Below are 15,455 nucleotides of genomic sequence, written 5' to 3'. Positions count from 1 at the left end.
TTTGGAGAAAAATCCACTATAGGGGCCATCCTTCGTGCCTGTCACGCAAAATCATCAGGCCAATAATTCAGACGCCAGGCGCGTCACCAGCACGTTGGATAACAGCACAGGCACATCGAGCGCTTTTTGCAGTAAATCGCGATGATGCTGGTGGAATCCCAGACAATCGAGCATTAAAACGTCCGCCCCCTGGTCGAGCAGTTCACGCCCTGCGGCGATGAGTTTTGTTTCGCTGTCCCAGATAGGATTGGCCAGCGCAAAGAGCGGCATTTTTTGCAGGACTTTCCATTTATTCACCTGATTATCCAGCAGTTCCTGGATCGGGACGATAACGCCCACCTGATGACCATCCACAATGGAGGCCACCAGCGGTGGAATAATGCGCATGGGTTCAAGCAGAATAGAATTTCGAGCGACCAACCCGGAGATCGGCGCGGTGCTCATCAGCAGAATAACGTCATACCCTTGATTATCGAGGACTTCGATGATGCCCTGCAACGCCCGCTCAACTTTCTGGTGCGAGACATGCGCCAGCGCACCGTCGCTTAACAATGTCGGCAGCGAATCCTCCCCGGTCCCAATCGCGTAGTCTTCCATGACCTCTTCCCGACCGATCCCAGCGAGCAGGCTGAGATGCGTAATCTGTTGTTCAGAGACATGCTCCGTTAAGAGCGGTAACACTTCGCTAACAGGAACCACACCAATGGTGAGGATCGCCAATGTTGCCTTCATTTTCGTTGTCGCCTTTCATTACTGCCACTGCACTTATACAGGCACAAGCTCACTACGCTGCGCGGCTCTTGTTTCAGGTTAAACAGCTCAAAAGCGTAGCAGCAGATCTTTACACCGAAGTGTAAAGATCGTTCACCGTTTCCGAATCTAACTGTAATAACTAAATATTAACTCTCACTTAACATTCACGCTGAGCCAAAAGTGTGATGCAGGCACGTTTATCCCCGCTTTCAGATTTATGTCAGGTCTTATCGGGGTCTTCGTAGCGGCGCTTCGCATCCAGCGCTTCCTGCTCAGTTTCATGCTCACTGATGAGTGAGTTTGGCTTCGGGTGATCCGCGCGCAGTTGGTACCAGGTAACGGTTTGATCGCCGTTACCTTTTTCAATCGTTTCGATTCGTGCTTCGCGTGGATAGGGAGGTCTGGTTGGCATAGTTCATCCTTTTTTAACGTTGAACTATGAGTATAGACGCCTGCTAGCTGGCGCAAGCCAGACGCAGCGCGGTAACGATCTGGCTGACAACCTGTTCCGGCGTCTGCGACGCATCGACGACGTGATGCGCGGCTTCACGATAAAGGGCATCGCGTTCAGCAAGCACTTGGCTCACTTCGTCACCGATCGCCTTTCCGGTGAGCGTAGGACGTTGCCCCTCTTCCGGAAATGCTTCGAGCCGTTCCACCAGGGTGGCGACGGGCGCGCACAGATAAATGACGATGCCGTGCTCACGCATAAAGCCGCGATTATGTTCCGCCAGAATAATGCCCCCGCCGGTCGCAATGACGCTCGACGGTGCCGTGACGGCTTTCAGGGTTTCGGTCTCAAGCGCACGAAATGTTTCCCAGCCCTCTTTTTCCACAATCTCCGCGATAGTCCGCCCGGCTTTCGTTTGCAGCCAGTGATCGGTATCGACAAATTGGCTTTGACACGCGCGCGCCAGTGCGAGGCCGACGGTGGTTTTCCCGCAGCCGCGAGGGCCAACTAAAAAGATGGGTTGGGTCATAACCAGGTGTTCCCCTTGATACCGCGAGGTTGCGGCGTGTGAAATCAAAAAACGAGCAATAATACCATTAAACTAGTACACAAAGTAATTGTAAAAATTGGATTACAGCAAGAATATGTGTGTATGACAGAGAGCGTAAACACTGAGAATATCAATCGCACCCTGTAAAGAAATCATTGCATATGTGGGTGCGTTTACTTTACTGCAAAGCATCTGATGATGACAACCCTGCGGTTGTCATACTCTATCACATTTTAGCAATGCTTATCATTACGCGGTACGGCGTTTCACTTCCAGCAGCCATTTATCCAGCTCAGCGGCAAATTGCTGCCGATCGCGTTGGGAAAGCGTGTCAGGTCCACCCGTTTGCACGCCGCTCGCGCGCAGGGTATCCATGAAATCACGCATCGTGAGGATCTGACGAATGGTCGACGGCGAGTAACGCTCGCCGCGCGGATTCAGTGCTGCCGCCCCTTTTTCCAGAACTTCCGCGGCCAGCGGGATATCCGCAGTTATCACTAAATCTTCCGGGCTGCACAGCCGCACAATCTCGTTATCCGCCACGTCAAAGCCGGCAGGGACGCGCATCGAGCGAATAAATTTTGACGGCGGAATGCGCAAATTCTGGTTTGCCACCAGCGTTAACGGCATCTGCACGCGCTCAGCGGCGCGAAACAAAATCTCTTTGATGACATTCGGACACGCATCCGCATCCACCCAAATCGCCATAGTGTCTCCCTTGTTTAGCATGAGCGGCTATTGTCGCCTGCTTTTCGTCGACAGGCAAAGCAGCGTAAGCTTTAGCCCTGAAGAAAAATCCACGTTAAGCTATAGAGTAGAACGCAAAACGCATAATTACGGAGAGACGTGATGGATAAGAAAATCGGTTTTATTGGCTGCGGTAACATGGGAAAAGCCATTCTCGGCGGCCTGATCGCCAGCGGCCAGGTGTTGCCGGGACAAATTTGGGTGTACACCCCGTCACCGGATAAAGTGGCTGCCCTTCGCGATCAGTACGGGATTAACGCTGCCGAAAGCGCACAGGAAGTGGCCCAGATTGCCGATATCGTCTTCGGTGCCGTGAAACCTAACATCATGATTAAAGTGCTGAGCGACATTACCTCCAGCCTCAACAAAGAGACGCTGGTGGTATCAATTGCAGCGGGCGTCACGCTGGATCAGCTCGCGCGCGCGCTGGGTCACGACCGTAAAATCGTCCGCGCCATGCCAAACACGCCGTCGCTGGTGAATGCGGGCATGACCTCTGTCACACCGAATGCGCTGGTGACGTCTGAAGACGTGGCGGACGTGCTGAATATTTTCCGCTGCTTTGGCGAAGCCGAAGTGATTGCCGAGCCGATGATCCACCCGGTTGTCGGCGTCAGCGGATCTGCCCCGGCCTACGTCTTTATGTTTATTGAAGCGATGGCTGATGCTGCCGTGCTGGGCGGAATGCCGCGCGCGCAGGCGTACAAATTTGCCGCTCAGGCGGTGATGGGTTCTGCAAAAATGGTGCTGGAAACGGGGAAACATCCCGGTGAGCTGAAAGATATGGTGTGCTCGCCTGGCGGGACCACCATTGAAGCCGTGCGGGTGCTCGAGGAGCGCGGATTCCGCTCTGCGGTGATCGAAGCGATGAGCAAATGCATGGAAAAGTCAGAACAGCTGAGTAAATCCTGATAACGATTGCCGGGCGTCAGGCGGCCACTTCGGTGCGGTTGCGTCCGGCATTTTTCGCTTTATATAACGCAACGTCAGCCGCTTTCAGCCATTCACGGTAGTGTCCAAATTCCGGTGTTAACGGTGCCACGCCAACGCTGATACGCAAGCGCACCTGCGGGGCACAGGGTAAGGTGAGCGCCGCCAGCCGTTCATGCACGCGAGACATCGCCGCTATCGCACTCTCCGCAGGTGTTCCACTCATCACCACGGCAAATTCATCGCCACCAAAACGGCCGATCAGATCCCCTGCACGTAACGCCAGTTGCAGTTGACGCGTGACGGCGATAATCGCCTCATCGCCCACGTCGTGGCCCCACGTATCATTGATATTTTTAAAATGATCAATATCGATAATCAAAATGGCGGCGTCGCGATGGCTCCGTAAGCACGTGTCGTATTCATTGCGTAACAGAATTTCCCAGTGCCGACGATTGAACACGCCGGTCATTCCGTCGCGAGTACTCATCAACTCCAGACGACGCTTATGCTCCGCCAGTCGGATCGCTGTCTGATGACTCACCCAGGCAAAAATCAGCGGATAAAGCACCAGGACCGGTAGCGAAAGCCATAATTCGAGCGGGGTCAACGTCAAGGCGGGGGTGGTACCGGTGAGTTGCAGCGTGATGAGCGTGGCGACGGCAGTAATGACGGCGCCAGCGCTAAACAACTTCACGCCGCCCGCCCCCATCAGGTTCATTCCGATCATCATGACCAGCGCGACCGTGGGCAACACGTCAACGCCCATTAACCCCATCCAGACGCCTGCCACCATCGCATCGGCTTTGAGATTTAAAATTTCGCTGCTGCGGGGATCGGCGGAACGGTAAGCCAGCTGCCAGGCCAGATGTGGCCAGATGAACGACCACCCCACCAGCAATAGCCACCAGCCTCCAGGCGGAGCATGTGCCACCATTGCCCCTGCAATCGGGAAGAACATTGCGGCCAGTCCCAACATGCGCGGCAATCGAACTCGCCGGGCAAACCGAATGCCGGAACGGTGGTGGTCATCCTGAGAAAGGTCCTGTTGCCACTCTTCTCGGGTGACGCCTTTATTGTAAAAGTTTTCGTCATTCATAATTTTTGGGAACATTCTGAAACATTTCCCAAATTATAGAGAGGGGGGGAGCGGGGAAAGTATGAAATTTCGGGTGAGCCAATACCCAGGCTCACCCGTTAGGACTACACGGATTTCTTGAGGCACGCGCTCATAAACTTGCTGCGGTCTTCTCCTTTGAGCATCTGTTGCGTCGCCTGAGAATTACACTCGCGCATTTTTTGCTGCTGTGGCGTCAGGCTCTTCTCGCCGGGTTTTGTGTCTTTGTTTTTCAGGCAATCGCTCATATAGGTTTTACGGGCATCGCCTTTCAGCGTCTGGGACGTGGCCTGCTGATTACAGGTCGTCATTCGCTGCTGTTGAGGGGTAAGCGTTCTTTCCGCCGCCGTTGCCGTCGACATCAGGAACATCGCGGAAAGCAGAGTCACAGACAGGGTCAGTTTCATAGCACCATCCTTTCATGAAGGTTCACACTAAGTCTGGTTCGTGACGGGGAAAAAACCACCCGGCGGAGGGGAATTTCCGCCGGGTTTCTCTTTTATTTCAATCCAAGCGCCGCTTTCATGGTGTAGAACAGATCGGTCTGATCCGTCAGCCCTACCACGTTTGCTGCATGAGGACCATACGCCGCAATGCGTAGCTGCGAGCCAGTATGTTCCATGGAGTCTTCTTCGGAGTTGCCATAGCTCATCACCATTACCGCCCCGTCTTTGGTGTTCAGCGCCTGAGTCAGGCCCGGCGCTTTGGTGTCTGGTGCAACGATCTGGCTGGCGTGTGCGTGGTCAGCCGTAACCACCACCAGGGTGTTGCCGTCTTTCTTCGCAAACTCCAGTGCCTTTTGCACCGCTTCATCCAGATCGACCGTTTCGCCAATCTGACCACACGGATTCGCAGCGTGATCCTGTTTATCGATCGACGCGCCTTCCACCTGCAGGAAGAAACCTTTATCGCCTTTGTTCAACAGGGTGATCGCTTTATCCGTCATCTGCGCCAGCGTAGGAATGCTGTCATTGCGTTTCGGATTTGGCGCACAGGTGACCACAGGCTTGTCGAGGTTACCGTGATAAGAGGCTTTTGGCCCTTCCCAGCGCACCGGCATATTGCCGTCTGAGAACAGGCCAAGCAGCGGTTTATCCTGGTTTGCTTCAGTAATGGCCGCCAGAGAAGTCGCATCGCTCACCATCTGATAGCCGCGAGCCTGCGCCTGCTCGCGCAGCGTTTTGCCCTGCCAGTCTCCCGCGGTTGCGGTTTCGGCGAACGTCTTCGCCCCGCCGCCCAGAGTGACATCAGCGCGGGCATTCAGCAGTTGCTCGGTGATCGAGCCTTTACCGCCTTTTTCCAGCGCGTTAGAGGGGCATTTTTCGCTGGTCACGGTCGGGCCGTAGCATTTACGCGACGTCACGTGCGCCACCAGCGCGGCAGGGGTTGCATCCTGGAGCTCCGCCGTAGAGACGTTACCCGTTGAAAGCCCAGCGGCTTTTGCCATCTCCAGAATGGTCTGGTGATCTTTTTCGTGAATATCGACGCCCAGCGCGCCGTTATAGGTTTTAACCCCGGTGGTCCAGGCAGTTGCAGAAGCCGCAGAGTCGGTCACGTAATCCGGCTTGCCGGTTTTTTTGTCCAGCGCGTAATGGGTATATTGGCCGGTCAAAGGCAACGCATCGATCCCTTTAAAGAAACCGCCTGCACCCTCGGCGTAATTGCGCGCAGCGGTAATTTCAGAATCGCCCATGCCGTCGCCGATTAACAGAATAATATTTTTGGCCGGCTTATCATTAAGCGATGCACGGATAGCGGCGGTTTGATCTTCCGACAAACGGCGGGCACCGCCGGGTTGGGTGATATCCCCGTGCGCAGCACGATTGTCCAGGACGTGGGTATCGGTGGTTTCGGCGTGTGACGTTGCGGTGAATAACAACGGAATTAATGCGATGAATAGTGCGCTCTGTTTCACTTTATTTTCTCCATGTACAAATACATAAAAAATAAACAGAGCGACTATAGGCAGTCCATATGACAATGCTATGACAGCGTTTTCGATTTTGTGAAAGATTAATTACGGGGATGTCGCAACAACTTTTTTACGTATTCCTGTAGCATCTCGCTATCCTGAACCGGCACCTGAGAGCCGGGCCTGGCATCCTCCAGAGCGCCTTCGATACTTCGTATCAGCGCCTGTTGCTCGGTCTGTGCCATTTGTCGTAACAATGCAGTGACGACAATCTCTAACGCTTCAACCTGGGCAACCAGCTCTTTTGACTCTTCTTCCTTTTGGGCAAGCTTCACCAGCAACTCGGCAATGAGATTTTTCATTGGGTATTTCCTTATCAGATTTTTGCTGAACTTATCACTCCGATGGAATAATGCAAAGAGGCGAAAACTATTATCGTTATGAAAAAACACGCTATGTCGCAAATAACGATGATTTAGCGTGAGCGAAACGTTTTGCTATTATAAAAACTGATTACACCCCTTATGAAAAGTAGAAATTGACATCTTCTTTTCTATTCATAAAATTCAGCCGCTCTTAAATACATCCTATATTGTCGCTACATTATTATCGGGCACCAGCCCTATCGGCTTTTTGACGTCGGCGCTGTAAAGCAATGGCGAGTTGAATAATATTGAGCAACACCACCACCGCCGTGGCGGCAAACACCCAGCGGAATCCCGCCATCGCCGACACAGATGCGCCAATCAGTGGACCAATCACATTTCCCAGATACATAAATGACTGGTTGTACCCAAAGATCCGGCCTGTTACCTGATCGCTGGAGTACTTCACCAGCAGCGTTTGTACCGCCGGGAGCATCGCTCCGTCGGCGAACCCCAACAGAAAACGCAGAACGCCAAGCTGGAAGGGTGACGTCACAAATGACATCGCGAAAAACAGCACCACCGCAAAAATAAGCGTCGCCATTAATATGCGCGCCGTGCCGATCCGATCGCCCAGCTTGCCCAATTTTGGTGCAGACATCAGCGCAGACACGCCGGGCACGGCGGCGATCATGCCGCTCAGAAACGCAATATTGTTGCTGTCCGGGGCCATCGATTTAATAAACAGCGTCAAAATCGGCCCAATCGAGCCGTTACAAAGCTGAATCACCATCGTGGTGACAAACAGGCTAATCATCAGCCCTGGATAAGGAAGCGTGGCGAATACGGCTTTGCCGCTCAGACGCTCGGCTTTGCTGATCGTCGGCCGCACGCCCTCTTTGATCAGGAAAAACGTGACCAGAAAACTCACCATCAGCAGCAGCGCGGTGATGAAAAAGACCGCGCGCAGGCCAACATGGTCAGCCAAAAAACCGCCCATCAGCGGGCCGCCAATCACGCCGCTAATCTGCGCGGTGGAAAGCGTACTGATCGCCCACCCGCTGCGCTCGCGCGGGACTTGCGACGCCACCAGCGCCATCGCGTTAGGAATATAGCCCGACGTTAGCCCCATCAGACCGCGCAGCAAAAACAGCTGCCAGACGTTGGTCGCGTAAGCCTGAAGCAGAATTGCGATCGCCATCCCCAGCGAGGCGCGCAGCAGCATGAGTTTGCGCCCTTTACGATCCGCCAGGCTGCCCCACATGGGCGAAACAATCGCTGAAACCAGGAAAGTGATACTGAACGTCAGACCGGACCACATCGACAGCGCCTCATGCGACGAGACGCCGAGCTGTGAGACATACAGCGGCAGGAACGGTAAAATCTGGCTGATGGCAAGGCCGGTAAAAAAGCAGCCAAACCAGACGGAGATGAGGTTTACTTTCCAGGATTCCATAACAGGCGGTATCTTCATTTTTAGGCGAATTCGCCGACAGATTAGCAAGTTACGTTAATTCAGATGGCACCAGAGATGCGGTATCGACGACTTTGGTGTTTTATCTCCCCAGTCATCATATTTGTGAAACAAGTCACATTTTATCCACTTTATGCTGGTGATTTATGCTTTAACGACACAGTCCAAAACCGCGCATCCCAAGATGGAAATGGTTGGCGTGCGCGGCGTTATATTCCGGGCCTAAGCCATTGCCATAATAATCACAGCTGGCACTCAACAGCGCTTTAAGCCAGGGCTGCGTTTTGTCTTCGCGCCAGCCGCGGAGCACCGTCACCCGCTGCCCATCAGAGAGCTGAAACGCGCTGATATCCAGGGCTTCGGCGCTGGCGTGTTCACTGCGGCGCGCATCGGGGCGATGATAAATATTGCGGCAGGCAAAACTGCCCAGATGTTCGATACGCTTCAGCTCACTGCCCATTATCGTATGGGTCAGCGGACGCGCCTGCTGCTGAATAAACAGCGCGGAGCTCAGCGCCAGCGGGCAGCTGGCGATAAAACTGCTGCTCAGCGTCACCGGACCAAAATTTCGCACGCGCACCACGTCAGTCAGCGGGCACTCCCCCGCGCTATCGGCCATGGACTGGGTCTGGATCCACTGTTTTTGGTTCGCCTCTGCCAGCAGAGTCGTACAGGCCTCCGGCGTCAGGCGACGCAGTTTGAACTGGGTGATCTTGCCAGGCTTGTCGTCGAGCTTGAGTGGCGTAAAAGGATTGTAATACGACGGTAGCCAGCGATAACCCACCACGGCGGCACCCACAATAATCGCGCAGACAAACAGACTTTTCCCTCTCACATTCTCTCCTCTTTTATGCGTCAAAACATTATGGCAGAAGGCGGCGAATCCCACAGGGCATGTGGTATGTTATAGGCTTTGAGACAGACTGGAAGAGTGTGAGATGGCGAAGCAGCGGGTAGGAATTGTCTTTGGGGGAAAATCAGCAGAACACGAAGTGTCGCTGCAATCGGCTAAAAATATCGTGGATGCGATTGATAAAAGCCGCTTTGATGTGGTCCTGCTGGGCATTGATAAACAAGGCCAATGGCATGTAAACGATGCCAGTCAGTATCTGCTGAATGCAGACGATCCAGCGCATATCGCGCTCAATCCTTCAGAAATCAGCGTTGCGACCGTGCCTGGCGTCATCCACGGCCAGCTGATCAACGCGGGCAATGCTCAAACGTTGGCGCAGATTGACGTCGTTTTCCCGATTGTTCACGGCACGTTGGGCGAAGATGGCTCCCTGCAAGGGATGTTGCGCATGGCTAACCTGCCGTTTGTCGGCTCGGATGTGCTCGGTTCTGCCGCCTGCATGGATAAAGATGTCACCAAGCGTTTGCTGCGTGACGCCGGTCTGAACATTGCGCCATTTGTGACCCTGACCCGCGCCAACCGCGATAAACACAGTTTCGCCCAGATCACCGCTCAGCTTGGCCTGCCGCTGTTTGTGAAACCAGCCAACCAGGGTTCATCCGTTGGCGTCAGTAAAGTGACCAGCGAAGCGCAATTCGCAGATGCAGTGCGCCTGGCGTTTGAATTCGATCATAAAGTGGTAGTTGAACAAGGCATTACAGGTCGTGAAATCGAATGCGCCGTTTTAGGCAACGATTTCCCACAGGCCAGCACCTGCGGTGAAGTGGTTCTGAACAGTGATTTCTACTCTTACGACACCAAATATATTGATGATAAAGGCGCGCAGGTCGTGGTGCCGGCGGTATTGGATCCTGAAATTAACGACAAGATCCGCGCGATCGCCATCGACGCTTATCAGGCGCTTGGCTGCGGCGGTATGGCGCGCGTCGATGTGTTCCTGACGGCAGAAAATGAGGTCATTATTAACGAGATCAACACGCTGCCGGGCTTCACCAACATCAGCATGTATCCAAAACTCTGGCAGGCGAGCGGGCTCAGCTATCCTGCGTTAATCACCCGTCTTATCGAACTGGCGCTGGAGCGACACACCGCCGACAGCGCCCTGAAGAGCTCAGTAAACGGTTAATCCGCTTTCTCAGAACGCTCTACGTTTTCCGTCGTCGCGTCTTCAGGCCGACGGCGGATAATTAACCCTGCCAGCCAGAAACAAATCACCCACGTCACCAGCCCCAGCGCATAGGTTTGCCAGCCTTTGGCTTCAAACCCAAGCAGCCCAATCACACCGTTAAGAATAAAAATCAGCCCAATCGCAAAGGCATAGTAATGCCAGTCACGGCGTAGTTTGTCAGACAGCTTCATGGCAACTCCGGCAGGATAAAAAGACATCCTCTCACAGTTTTGTGATGCGGTCTGTGGCGGATGCGGAAATTCTTAAATACGAATCAATTTAACTTAAGTTAAAAAACTGTGATGCGATGCAGAAATCGACAATCCAGGAGGAATACCAGGCGTAAATTACCACGATTCTGATATTGACAAATGTTATGACCTGTCAAACTCACCTTGTACGACTGGCACTCGGCCAGAATCAATATCGGGAGGTTTATATGGCAGACTTTACACTGGCGAAGCCGATTTTTGGCGGCAAGCAATCCAAAACCTCCGCGCCGGGTAATATCGCCTATGCCCTGTTTGTGCTTTTTTGCTTCTGGGCGGGTTCCCAACTTCTGAACATTCTGGTGCACGCACCCGGCGTGTATGAGCATCTGATGCAAGTTCAGGACACCGGTCGGCCGCGCGTCGATATCGGTTTAGGCGTCAGCACGATTTTCGGTGTGATTCCGTTTCTGATTGGATGCGTCATTCTCGGTGTTGTCGCGTTGGTCCTGCGCTGGCGCCGTTATCACTCACGTTTAGTTAAGTGACATACAGCGAGCCCGACGGTCGTCTACCCGTTTTGCGAACCACGCCGTGGTGAGATTACGAGTAATTTTCGGGCTTTCAAGCTGAATGCCTGGCAAAATTTCGCGCGGTAACGCTTTGCCGCTTTTCTGCTCCGCAAGCTTATACACCTGCTGGTAGAGATCCGTTTTCTCGAACGCCAGACTGTCGCCTTTTTCCAGTTGGTGGCGAATGTCGCTGTTGCTCATATCCAGCTTTATCGCCAGCTTGCGCACCGCAAGTTCAGTGGTACCTGCCTCGCTGCTACCGTAAGCAATCAGATCGCCATCCAGCGCCAGTTTTGTGCCTGTTGCACGACTCACCGCATTCTGGAACGCGGCGTTGCGGCTCGCATACCATCCCGCGTTGAAATCGGCAAAACGGTACAGCGGCTCGCTGTAATTGACCGGATAATTCAGCAGATGATAGGTACCAAACCACAGCCCGCCACGCAGGGAGAACACTTCCTGACGCACCGTACCGTCGATTTTCCATGGGTAACCGCGGGTGTGTTTCTCTGCAAAATCAATGCTGACCTGCATGGGCCCGCCGGTATGGACCGGATTGAGCGATCCGAAAAGCGTCTGCCCCATCGGCACCATATTGATAAAGTCATCAAAAATGGCGCTGAGCTGCTTCTCCGTTTTCACCGTATCCAGCCGTTCGCTGTAGCTTTTACCGTTTGGCGACGTGATTTTGAGCGCCGTATGCACCAGGAACACCGGGATGTGCATTTTTTCGGCACGTCGGTCGATCTCTTTCCAGGCGATTTTGTTCAGCCCCGGAACCGCCGGATCGGACTGATACATCGACTCCTGCTGCGCCACCGCCAGCACCGAGCAGATATTCTCCTCGGTCGGCGCAATTTTTTGGCTCTCAAACGTTTTCGCCAGCACGATCGCCCAGTCGTCACGATCTTTAACGCTGGCCGGCATCTTTTGCCGTACCACGCTTGCCACATCAACCGGCTTTTCGCCCTTTTTCAGCGGTGCAGCGCTTTTTTCGGCGCATCCGGCCAGCACCAAGGCGGCGAACAGCGATAAAGGCAACGTTCGTGATACGGCAAATGGCATAGCGATTCCCTGTCTTAACCTAATGTATGAGTGACTTCCTGTAGATCCTGGCCATCCAGTTCGCGCTCAAAACTGCGTAAACGCTTATAGATAGACATCAGCTCGACAAGCGTAGTCCATGATGCGATGAGATACTGGAATGAACCACGAACCTGACTGAAAACGTTAGTTATCTGCGTCATCAGACCGAGCGTAATCGTACCTGCTACAATCGACGGAAACAGCAGGAACAAACCGAAAACGTTATCGACCTGCAGATATAAAATACGCGCGATGTTGAAGTACATGTAGTGGAAATAGAGACGGAAATAGTTGCGGCGCACCGCGCCAAACAGCTCACGCACCGTCGGCGGCGAGGCGCGATTGGCGTCGTCTTCGCCGTACACCAGCTCTTTACGATAAGCCGCTTCCACGCGCTGATTTTTAAATTCCAGCCCCGGCAGTTTGATCCCAACGACCGCCAGCAAACCGGTTCCCATCAGCGACCAGACAATTGCCGCAATCACCAGGCCATAAGGCAGATGGCCGACAATCGGCAGTTCCTGAACATGGACGGAGAGTGCCACCAGTACCGGCAGGAAGGCGATGAGCGTCATAATGGCGTTAATAAAGCTCACGCCCATATCTTCCAACGTCGAAGCAAAACGCATGGTGTCTTCCTGCACACGCTGCGCCGCACCTTCGATATGACGCAGCTGCTGCCAATGCGCCATATAGTGTTCGTTCATCGCGGTACGCCAGCGGAACACGTAGTGGCTCACAAAGAAGTTATTCATCACCCCAACGAATACCGCAATAAGCGCAATCCCCAGGAAAATACCAATTTCTTGATAGAACCGGTTAATCGTAACCTTGTGCGGTGAACTGAGCGCCGTTTGGATCAGGTCATAAAACGGAGCATACCAGGCGTTGACGGCCACGCCCACTTCCACCAAAAACCAGGTGACGAAGATGATGAGCGCGGTCCCCAGTATTGACCAGTATTGCCAGCGATGCGGGGAATACGTAAACCAGAACAGGGCGAACAGACCGACGCACAGGGCGTAATAGGCATAAAACAGCAAATAGCTCCGCGACCAAAAACGCGCGGCGCTGATAGGGACATCGCCTGTCGCCCCGACCAGGCGCTCAAGCCATGCTCCACCGCCCGCCTGCCAGAAAATGACCGCGATCAGTGCCCAAATAAATGCCGAGAGGAAAAACGGTCCCGGCTTTGGGAAAAAAGATTTAAACATAGTGTTTCCTTCTTGTTGTTATCTCATTGCTATGCACGACACATGACTCTCACGAGCCGCTCACCGGCTCGTGCAAAAAATAGACCAGGGCTTTAGGGGTTAGTTCGCTTTCCAGTGGTCCAGAATTGTTTCTGTGGATTTCACTGCAGGAGGGTTGTGCGGTGCAGTCAACGTACGCCAGACATCGTTATAGTGCTGAATCAGGATGTGTGCCTGCGCGGCCGGGCGATTAGCCGTGGTATGAGCATCCTCCGCGACGGTGATGTGATATCCCCGGCTGACGCCATTTTTAAGCGTGGTATCCACACAATAGTCGGTTGCGCACCCGCATATCACAAAATGCGTGACGTCTTGTTCGCGCAGCAGGGCCTCAAGCGTCGTGTGGTAAAACGCATCACAGGCCGTTTTAGTCACATAAAACGCGCCTGACGGCTGATAGATTTCCGGCAACAGCGCAAACCCTTCGCTCCCCTCTTCCAGCCCACCCGATTCGGTATGCTGGATAAAAATTACCGTGTCGGCGGCCTCAACAAGTTGGTTAATCCGCGATACGCATGCTTCGCGTTGAATACGGGGCGTTTCGAAAACCCCTTGCTGCATATCGACAACCATCACCACACGCTTTTCACCCATCAACCTTCTCCGCAAATTGAACTACACCTACGCTTATCATAAGCCTGATGTCACAAAATTGGAGAAAGCGTGCAACGAAAATGTTCTTATTTACTCGTGGTTACGTTTTTCCCACTATCGTTATGCTATTCGGCCCATTGCGCCGTGCCGTTTAGTAGTATAAATACGCATTACTTTGTTCATTCACTTCATGGATGCTTTCGTTGAAACGTTGTCTGTTTTCCATTGCCGCGCTGTGTGCGGTAAGCCTCTCCACAGTTCAGGCTGCTCAGCCGATCACGGCCCCCGTTTTCGCCTCCGATATTGCGGATCGTTACGCCAATCTGATTTATTACGGCAGCGGTGCCACCGGCATGGCAATGGTCGTGATTGACGGTAATCAGCGCGTTTTCCGTAGTTTTGGCGAAACGCGCCCGGGCAACAATGTTCATCCGCAGTTGGATTCCGTGATCCGCATTGCATCGTTGACGAAGCTGATGACCAGCGAAATGCTGGTGAAACTGCTCGATCAAGGCGTGGTGAAACTCAACGATCCATTAAGCAAATACGCACCGCCGGGTTACCGCGTCCCGACGTATCATGGCACCCCCATTTCACTGGTGAATCTGGCAACGCATACCAGCGCGCTGCCGCGTGAACAGCCAGGCGGTGCCGCGCATCGTCCTGTTTTCGTCTGGCCCACGCGCGAACAGCGCTGGAACTACCTGACGACAGCGACGCTGAAAACAGCGCCGGGCGCACAGGCGGCCTATTCAAACCTGGCATTTGATTTGCTCGCCGATGCGTTAGCCACGGCATCCGGCAAGCCGTATCCGCAGCTGTTTGAAGACAACATCACCCGTCCGCTGGGCATGAAAGACACCACCTTTACGCCGTCACCGGATCAGTGCAAACGCCTGATGGTGGCCGAAAAAGGGGCCAGTCCGTGTAATAACACCCTCGCGGCCGTCGGCAGCGGCGGCGTTTACTCCACGCCAGGCGATATGATGCGCTGGATGCAGCAGTTCCTGTCGTCTGATTTCCATGCACGCAGCAATCAGGCTGACCGCATGCAGACGCTCATCTACAAACGCAACCAGCTCACCCGAGTTATTGGCATGGACGTGCCGGGTAAAGCCGATGCGCTTGGTCTGGGCTGGGTGTATATGGCACCGAAAGATGGCCGCCCGGGCATTATTCAGAAAACGGGTGGCGGCGGCGGATTCATTACCTACATGGCGATGATCCCGCAGTCCAATGTTGGGGCCTTCGTGGTCGTGACCCGATCGCCGAATACCCGCTTCACCAATATGAGCGACGGGATTAATAATTTGGTCGCCGAATTGAGCGAGAATAAGGCGAAAGTGATCCCGGCCTCCTGA

At 53.7% G+C, this 15,455-nt stretch carries 18 protein-coding genes; 4 read left to right on the top strand and 14 right to left on the bottom strand.

Annotated elements, in window-relative coordinates; all coding sequences use genetic code 11:
- Window positions 1-54: 54 nt before the first annotated feature.
- From AC0LWE_RS14600 to AC0LWE_RS14585, 4 genes are all read right to left on the bottom strand, one after another.
- Window positions 55-732 carry an AroM family protein gene (locus AC0LWE_RS14600; protein WP_219346966.1) on the bottom strand — a complete coding sequence of 226 codons (678 nt, stop codon included), beginning with the start codon at window positions 730-732 and terminating at the stop codon, window positions 55-57.
- A gap of 241 nt (window positions 733-973) precedes the next feature.
- A complete protein-coding gene (yaiA, locus tag AC0LWE_RS14595; RefSeq protein WP_059177864.1) occupies window positions 974-1,165 on the bottom strand; it encodes a protein YaiA in 192 nt (63 codons plus the stop codon).
- Between the two features lie 43 nt (window positions 1,166-1,208).
- Entirely contained in the window at window positions 1,209-1,733 is a 525-nt protein-coding gene (gene aroL, locus AC0LWE_RS14590) for a shikimate kinase AroL (RefSeq protein ID WP_202665307.1), read from the bottom strand.
- A gap of 270 nt (window positions 1,734-2,003) precedes the next feature.
- Window positions 2,004-2,462: a YaiI/YqxD family protein gene (locus AC0LWE_RS14585; RefSeq protein ID WP_059177862.1), complete on the bottom strand. Its 459-nt coding sequence runs from the start codon at window positions 2,460-2,462 to the stop codon at window positions 2,004-2,006.
- Between the two features lie 141 nt (window positions 2,463-2,603).
- Here AC0LWE_RS14585 and proC point away from each other — a divergent pair, with 141 nt between their 5' ends.
- Window positions 2,604-3,413 carry a pyrroline-5-carboxylate reductase gene (gene proC, locus AC0LWE_RS14580; RefSeq protein WP_059177861.1) on the top strand — a complete coding sequence of 270 codons (810 nt, stop codon included), beginning with the start codon at window positions 2,604-2,606 and terminating at the stop codon, window positions 3,411-3,413.
- Window positions 3,414-3,429: 16 nt separating this feature from the next.
- Here proC and adrA read toward each other — a convergent pair whose 3' ends face one another.
- From adrA to AC0LWE_RS14550, 6 genes are all read right to left on the bottom strand, one after another.
- Entirely contained in the window at window positions 3,430-4,545 is a 1,116-nt protein-coding gene (gene adrA, locus AC0LWE_RS14575; protein ID WP_131486696.1) for a diguanylate cyclase AdrA, read from the bottom strand.
- Window positions 4,546-4,634: 89 nt separating this feature from the next.
- Window positions 4,635-4,955, bottom strand: coding sequence for a phosphate starvation-inducible protein PsiF (psiF, locus tag AC0LWE_RS14570; protein ID WP_059177859.1), 321 nt, complete (start codon window positions 4,953-4,955; stop codon window positions 4,635-4,637).
- A 92-nt stretch (window positions 4,956-5,047) separates the two neighbouring features.
- Window positions 5,048-6,463, bottom strand: a complete 1,416-nt coding sequence (gene phoA, locus AC0LWE_RS14565; protein WP_059177858.1) for an alkaline phosphatase — start codon at window positions 6,461-6,463, stop codon at window positions 5,048-5,050.
- 98 nt (window positions 6,464-6,561) lie between these two features.
- Entirely contained in the window at window positions 6,562-6,822 is a 261-nt protein-coding gene (gene iraP, locus AC0LWE_RS14560) for an anti-adapter protein IraP (protein ID WP_059177857.1), read from the bottom strand.
- Between the two features lie 244 nt (window positions 6,823-7,066).
- The gene (locus AC0LWE_RS14555; RefSeq protein ID WP_096759572.1) at window positions 7,067-8,281 is read right to left on the bottom strand and encodes a multidrug efflux MFS transporter; all 1,215 of its coding nucleotides are present in this window, start codon (window positions 8,279-8,281) and stop codon (window positions 7,067-7,069) included.
- A 169-nt stretch (window positions 8,282-8,450) separates the two neighbouring features.
- A complete protein-coding gene (locus tag AC0LWE_RS14550) occupies window positions 8,451-9,134 on the bottom strand; it encodes an extensin-like domain-containing protein (protein WP_219346967.1) in 684 nt (227 codons plus the stop codon).
- Between the two features lie 103 nt (window positions 9,135-9,237).
- Between AC0LWE_RS14550 and ddlA the strand changes: the two genes are divergently transcribed.
- Complete coding sequence (ddlA, locus tag AC0LWE_RS14545; protein WP_059177854.1) at window positions 9,238-10,338, top strand: D-alanine--D-alanine ligase; 1,101 nt, start codon at window positions 9,238-9,240, stop codon at window positions 10,336-10,338.
- Here the strand turns inward: ddlA and AC0LWE_RS14540 are convergent.
- Window positions 10,335-10,571 carry a DUF2754 domain-containing protein gene (locus tag AC0LWE_RS14540; RefSeq protein ID WP_059177853.1) on the bottom strand — a complete coding sequence of 79 codons (237 nt, stop codon included), beginning with the start codon at window positions 10,569-10,571 and terminating at the stop codon, window positions 10,335-10,337. The two genes, ddlA and AC0LWE_RS14540, sit on opposite strands and share 4 nt — an antisense overlap.
- Window positions 10,572-10,819: 248 nt before the next feature.
- Here AC0LWE_RS14540 and AC0LWE_RS14535 point away from each other — a divergent pair, with 248 nt between their 5' ends.
- The gene (locus AC0LWE_RS14535) at window positions 10,820-11,137 is read left to right on the top strand and encodes a DUF2755 family protein (RefSeq protein WP_059177852.1); all 318 of its coding nucleotides are present in this window, start codon (window positions 10,820-10,822) and stop codon (window positions 11,135-11,137) included.
- On the opposite strand, the gene AC0LWE_RS14530 is transcribed toward AC0LWE_RS14535, so the two are convergent.
- The 3 genes from AC0LWE_RS14530 to AC0LWE_RS14520 all read right to left on the bottom strand — a co-directional run bounded on the left by AC0LWE_RS14530 (window position 11,126) and on the right by AC0LWE_RS14520 (window position 14,094).
- Window positions 11,126-12,226, bottom strand: coding sequence for a DUF1615 domain-containing protein (locus AC0LWE_RS14530; RefSeq protein ID WP_216981810.1), 1,101 nt, complete (start codon window positions 12,224-12,226; stop codon window positions 11,126-11,128). The two genes, AC0LWE_RS14535 and AC0LWE_RS14530, sit on opposite strands and share 12 nt — an antisense overlap.
- Before the next feature lie 14 nt (window positions 12,227-12,240).
- Window positions 12,241-13,461, bottom strand: a complete 1,221-nt coding sequence (sbmA, locus tag AC0LWE_RS14525) for a peptide antibiotic transporter SbmA (protein ID WP_216981811.1) — start codon at window positions 13,459-13,461, stop codon at window positions 12,241-12,243.
- A gap of 99 nt (window positions 13,462-13,560) precedes the next feature.
- Window positions 13,561-14,094, bottom strand: coding sequence for an isochorismatase family protein (locus AC0LWE_RS14520; RefSeq protein ID WP_216981812.1), 534 nt, complete (start codon window positions 14,092-14,094; stop codon window positions 13,561-13,563).
- A 194-nt stretch (window positions 14,095-14,288) separates the two neighbouring features.
- Between AC0LWE_RS14520 and ampH the strand changes: the two genes are divergently transcribed.
- Window positions 14,289-15,455, top strand: a complete 1,167-nt coding sequence (gene ampH, locus AC0LWE_RS14515) for a D-alanyl-D-alanine-carboxypeptidase/endopeptidase AmpH (RefSeq protein ID WP_410199991.1) — start codon at window positions 14,289-14,291, stop codon at window positions 15,453-15,455.

Source organism: Lelliottia sp. RD5, assembly GCF_056032945.1.
Note: the sequence above shows the minus strand (reverse complement) of the source record. Positions and strands in the feature narration are given on the sequence as shown.

Bases quoted from the DNA above. Each gene is read 5' to 3' on its own strand.
- aroL (WP_202665307.1), bottom strand. From the start codon at position 1,733: ATGACCCAACCCATCTTTTTAGTTGGCCCTCGCGGCTGCGGGAAAACC.
- AC0LWE_RS14535 (WP_059177852.1), top strand. From the start codon at position 10,820: ATGGCAGACTTTACACTGGCGAAGCCGATTTTTGGCGGCAAGCAATCC.
- yaiA (WP_059177864.1), bottom strand. From the start codon at position 1,165: ATGCCAACCAGACCTCCCTATCCACGCGAAGCACGAATCGAAACGATT.
- AC0LWE_RS14520 (WP_216981812.1), bottom strand. From the start codon at position 14,094: ATGGGTGAAAAGCGTGTGGTGATGGTTGTCGATATGCAGCAAGGGGTT.
- sbmA (WP_216981811.1), bottom strand. From the start codon at position 13,461: ATGTTTAAATCTTTTTTCCCAAAGCCGGGACCGTTTTTCCTCTCGGCA.
- AC0LWE_RS14555 (WP_096759572.1), bottom strand. From the start codon at position 8,281: ATGGAATCCTGGAAAGTAAACCTCATCTCCGTCTGGTTTGGCTGCTTT.
- iraP (WP_059177857.1), bottom strand. From the start codon at position 6,822: ATGAAAAATCTCATTGCCGAGTTGCTGGTGAAGCTTGCCCAAAAGGAA.
- AC0LWE_RS14585 (WP_059177862.1), bottom strand. From the start codon at position 2,462: ATGGCGATTTGGGTGGATGCGGATGCGTGTCCGAATGTCATCAAAGAG.
- AC0LWE_RS14540 (WP_059177853.1), bottom strand. From the start codon at position 10,571: ATGAAGCTGTCTGACAAACTACGCCGTGACTGGCATTACTATGCCTTT.
- psiF (WP_059177859.1), bottom strand. From the start codon at position 4,955: ATGAAACTGACCCTGTCTGTGACTCTGCTTTCCGCGATGTTCCTGATG.
- AC0LWE_RS14530 (WP_216981810.1), bottom strand. From the start codon at position 12,226: ATGCCATTTGCCGTATCACGAACGTTGCCTTTATCGCTGTTCGCCGCC.
- AC0LWE_RS14600 (WP_219346966.1), bottom strand. From the start codon at position 732: ATGAAGGCAACATTGGCGATCCTCACCATTGGTGTGGTTCCTGTTAGC.
- adrA (WP_131486696.1), bottom strand. From the start codon at position 4,545: ATGTTCCCAAAAATTATGAATGACGAAAACTTTTACAATAAAGGCGTC.
- ddlA (WP_059177854.1), top strand. From the start codon at position 9,238: ATGGCGAAGCAGCGGGTAGGAATTGTCTTTGGGGGAAAATCAGCAGAA.
- ampH (WP_410199991.1), top strand. From the start codon at position 14,289: ATGCTTTCGTTGAAACGTTGTCTGTTTTCCATTGCCGCGCTGTGTGCG.
- proC (WP_059177861.1), top strand. From the start codon at position 2,604: ATGGATAAGAAAATCGGTTTTATTGGCTGCGGTAACATGGGAAAAGCC.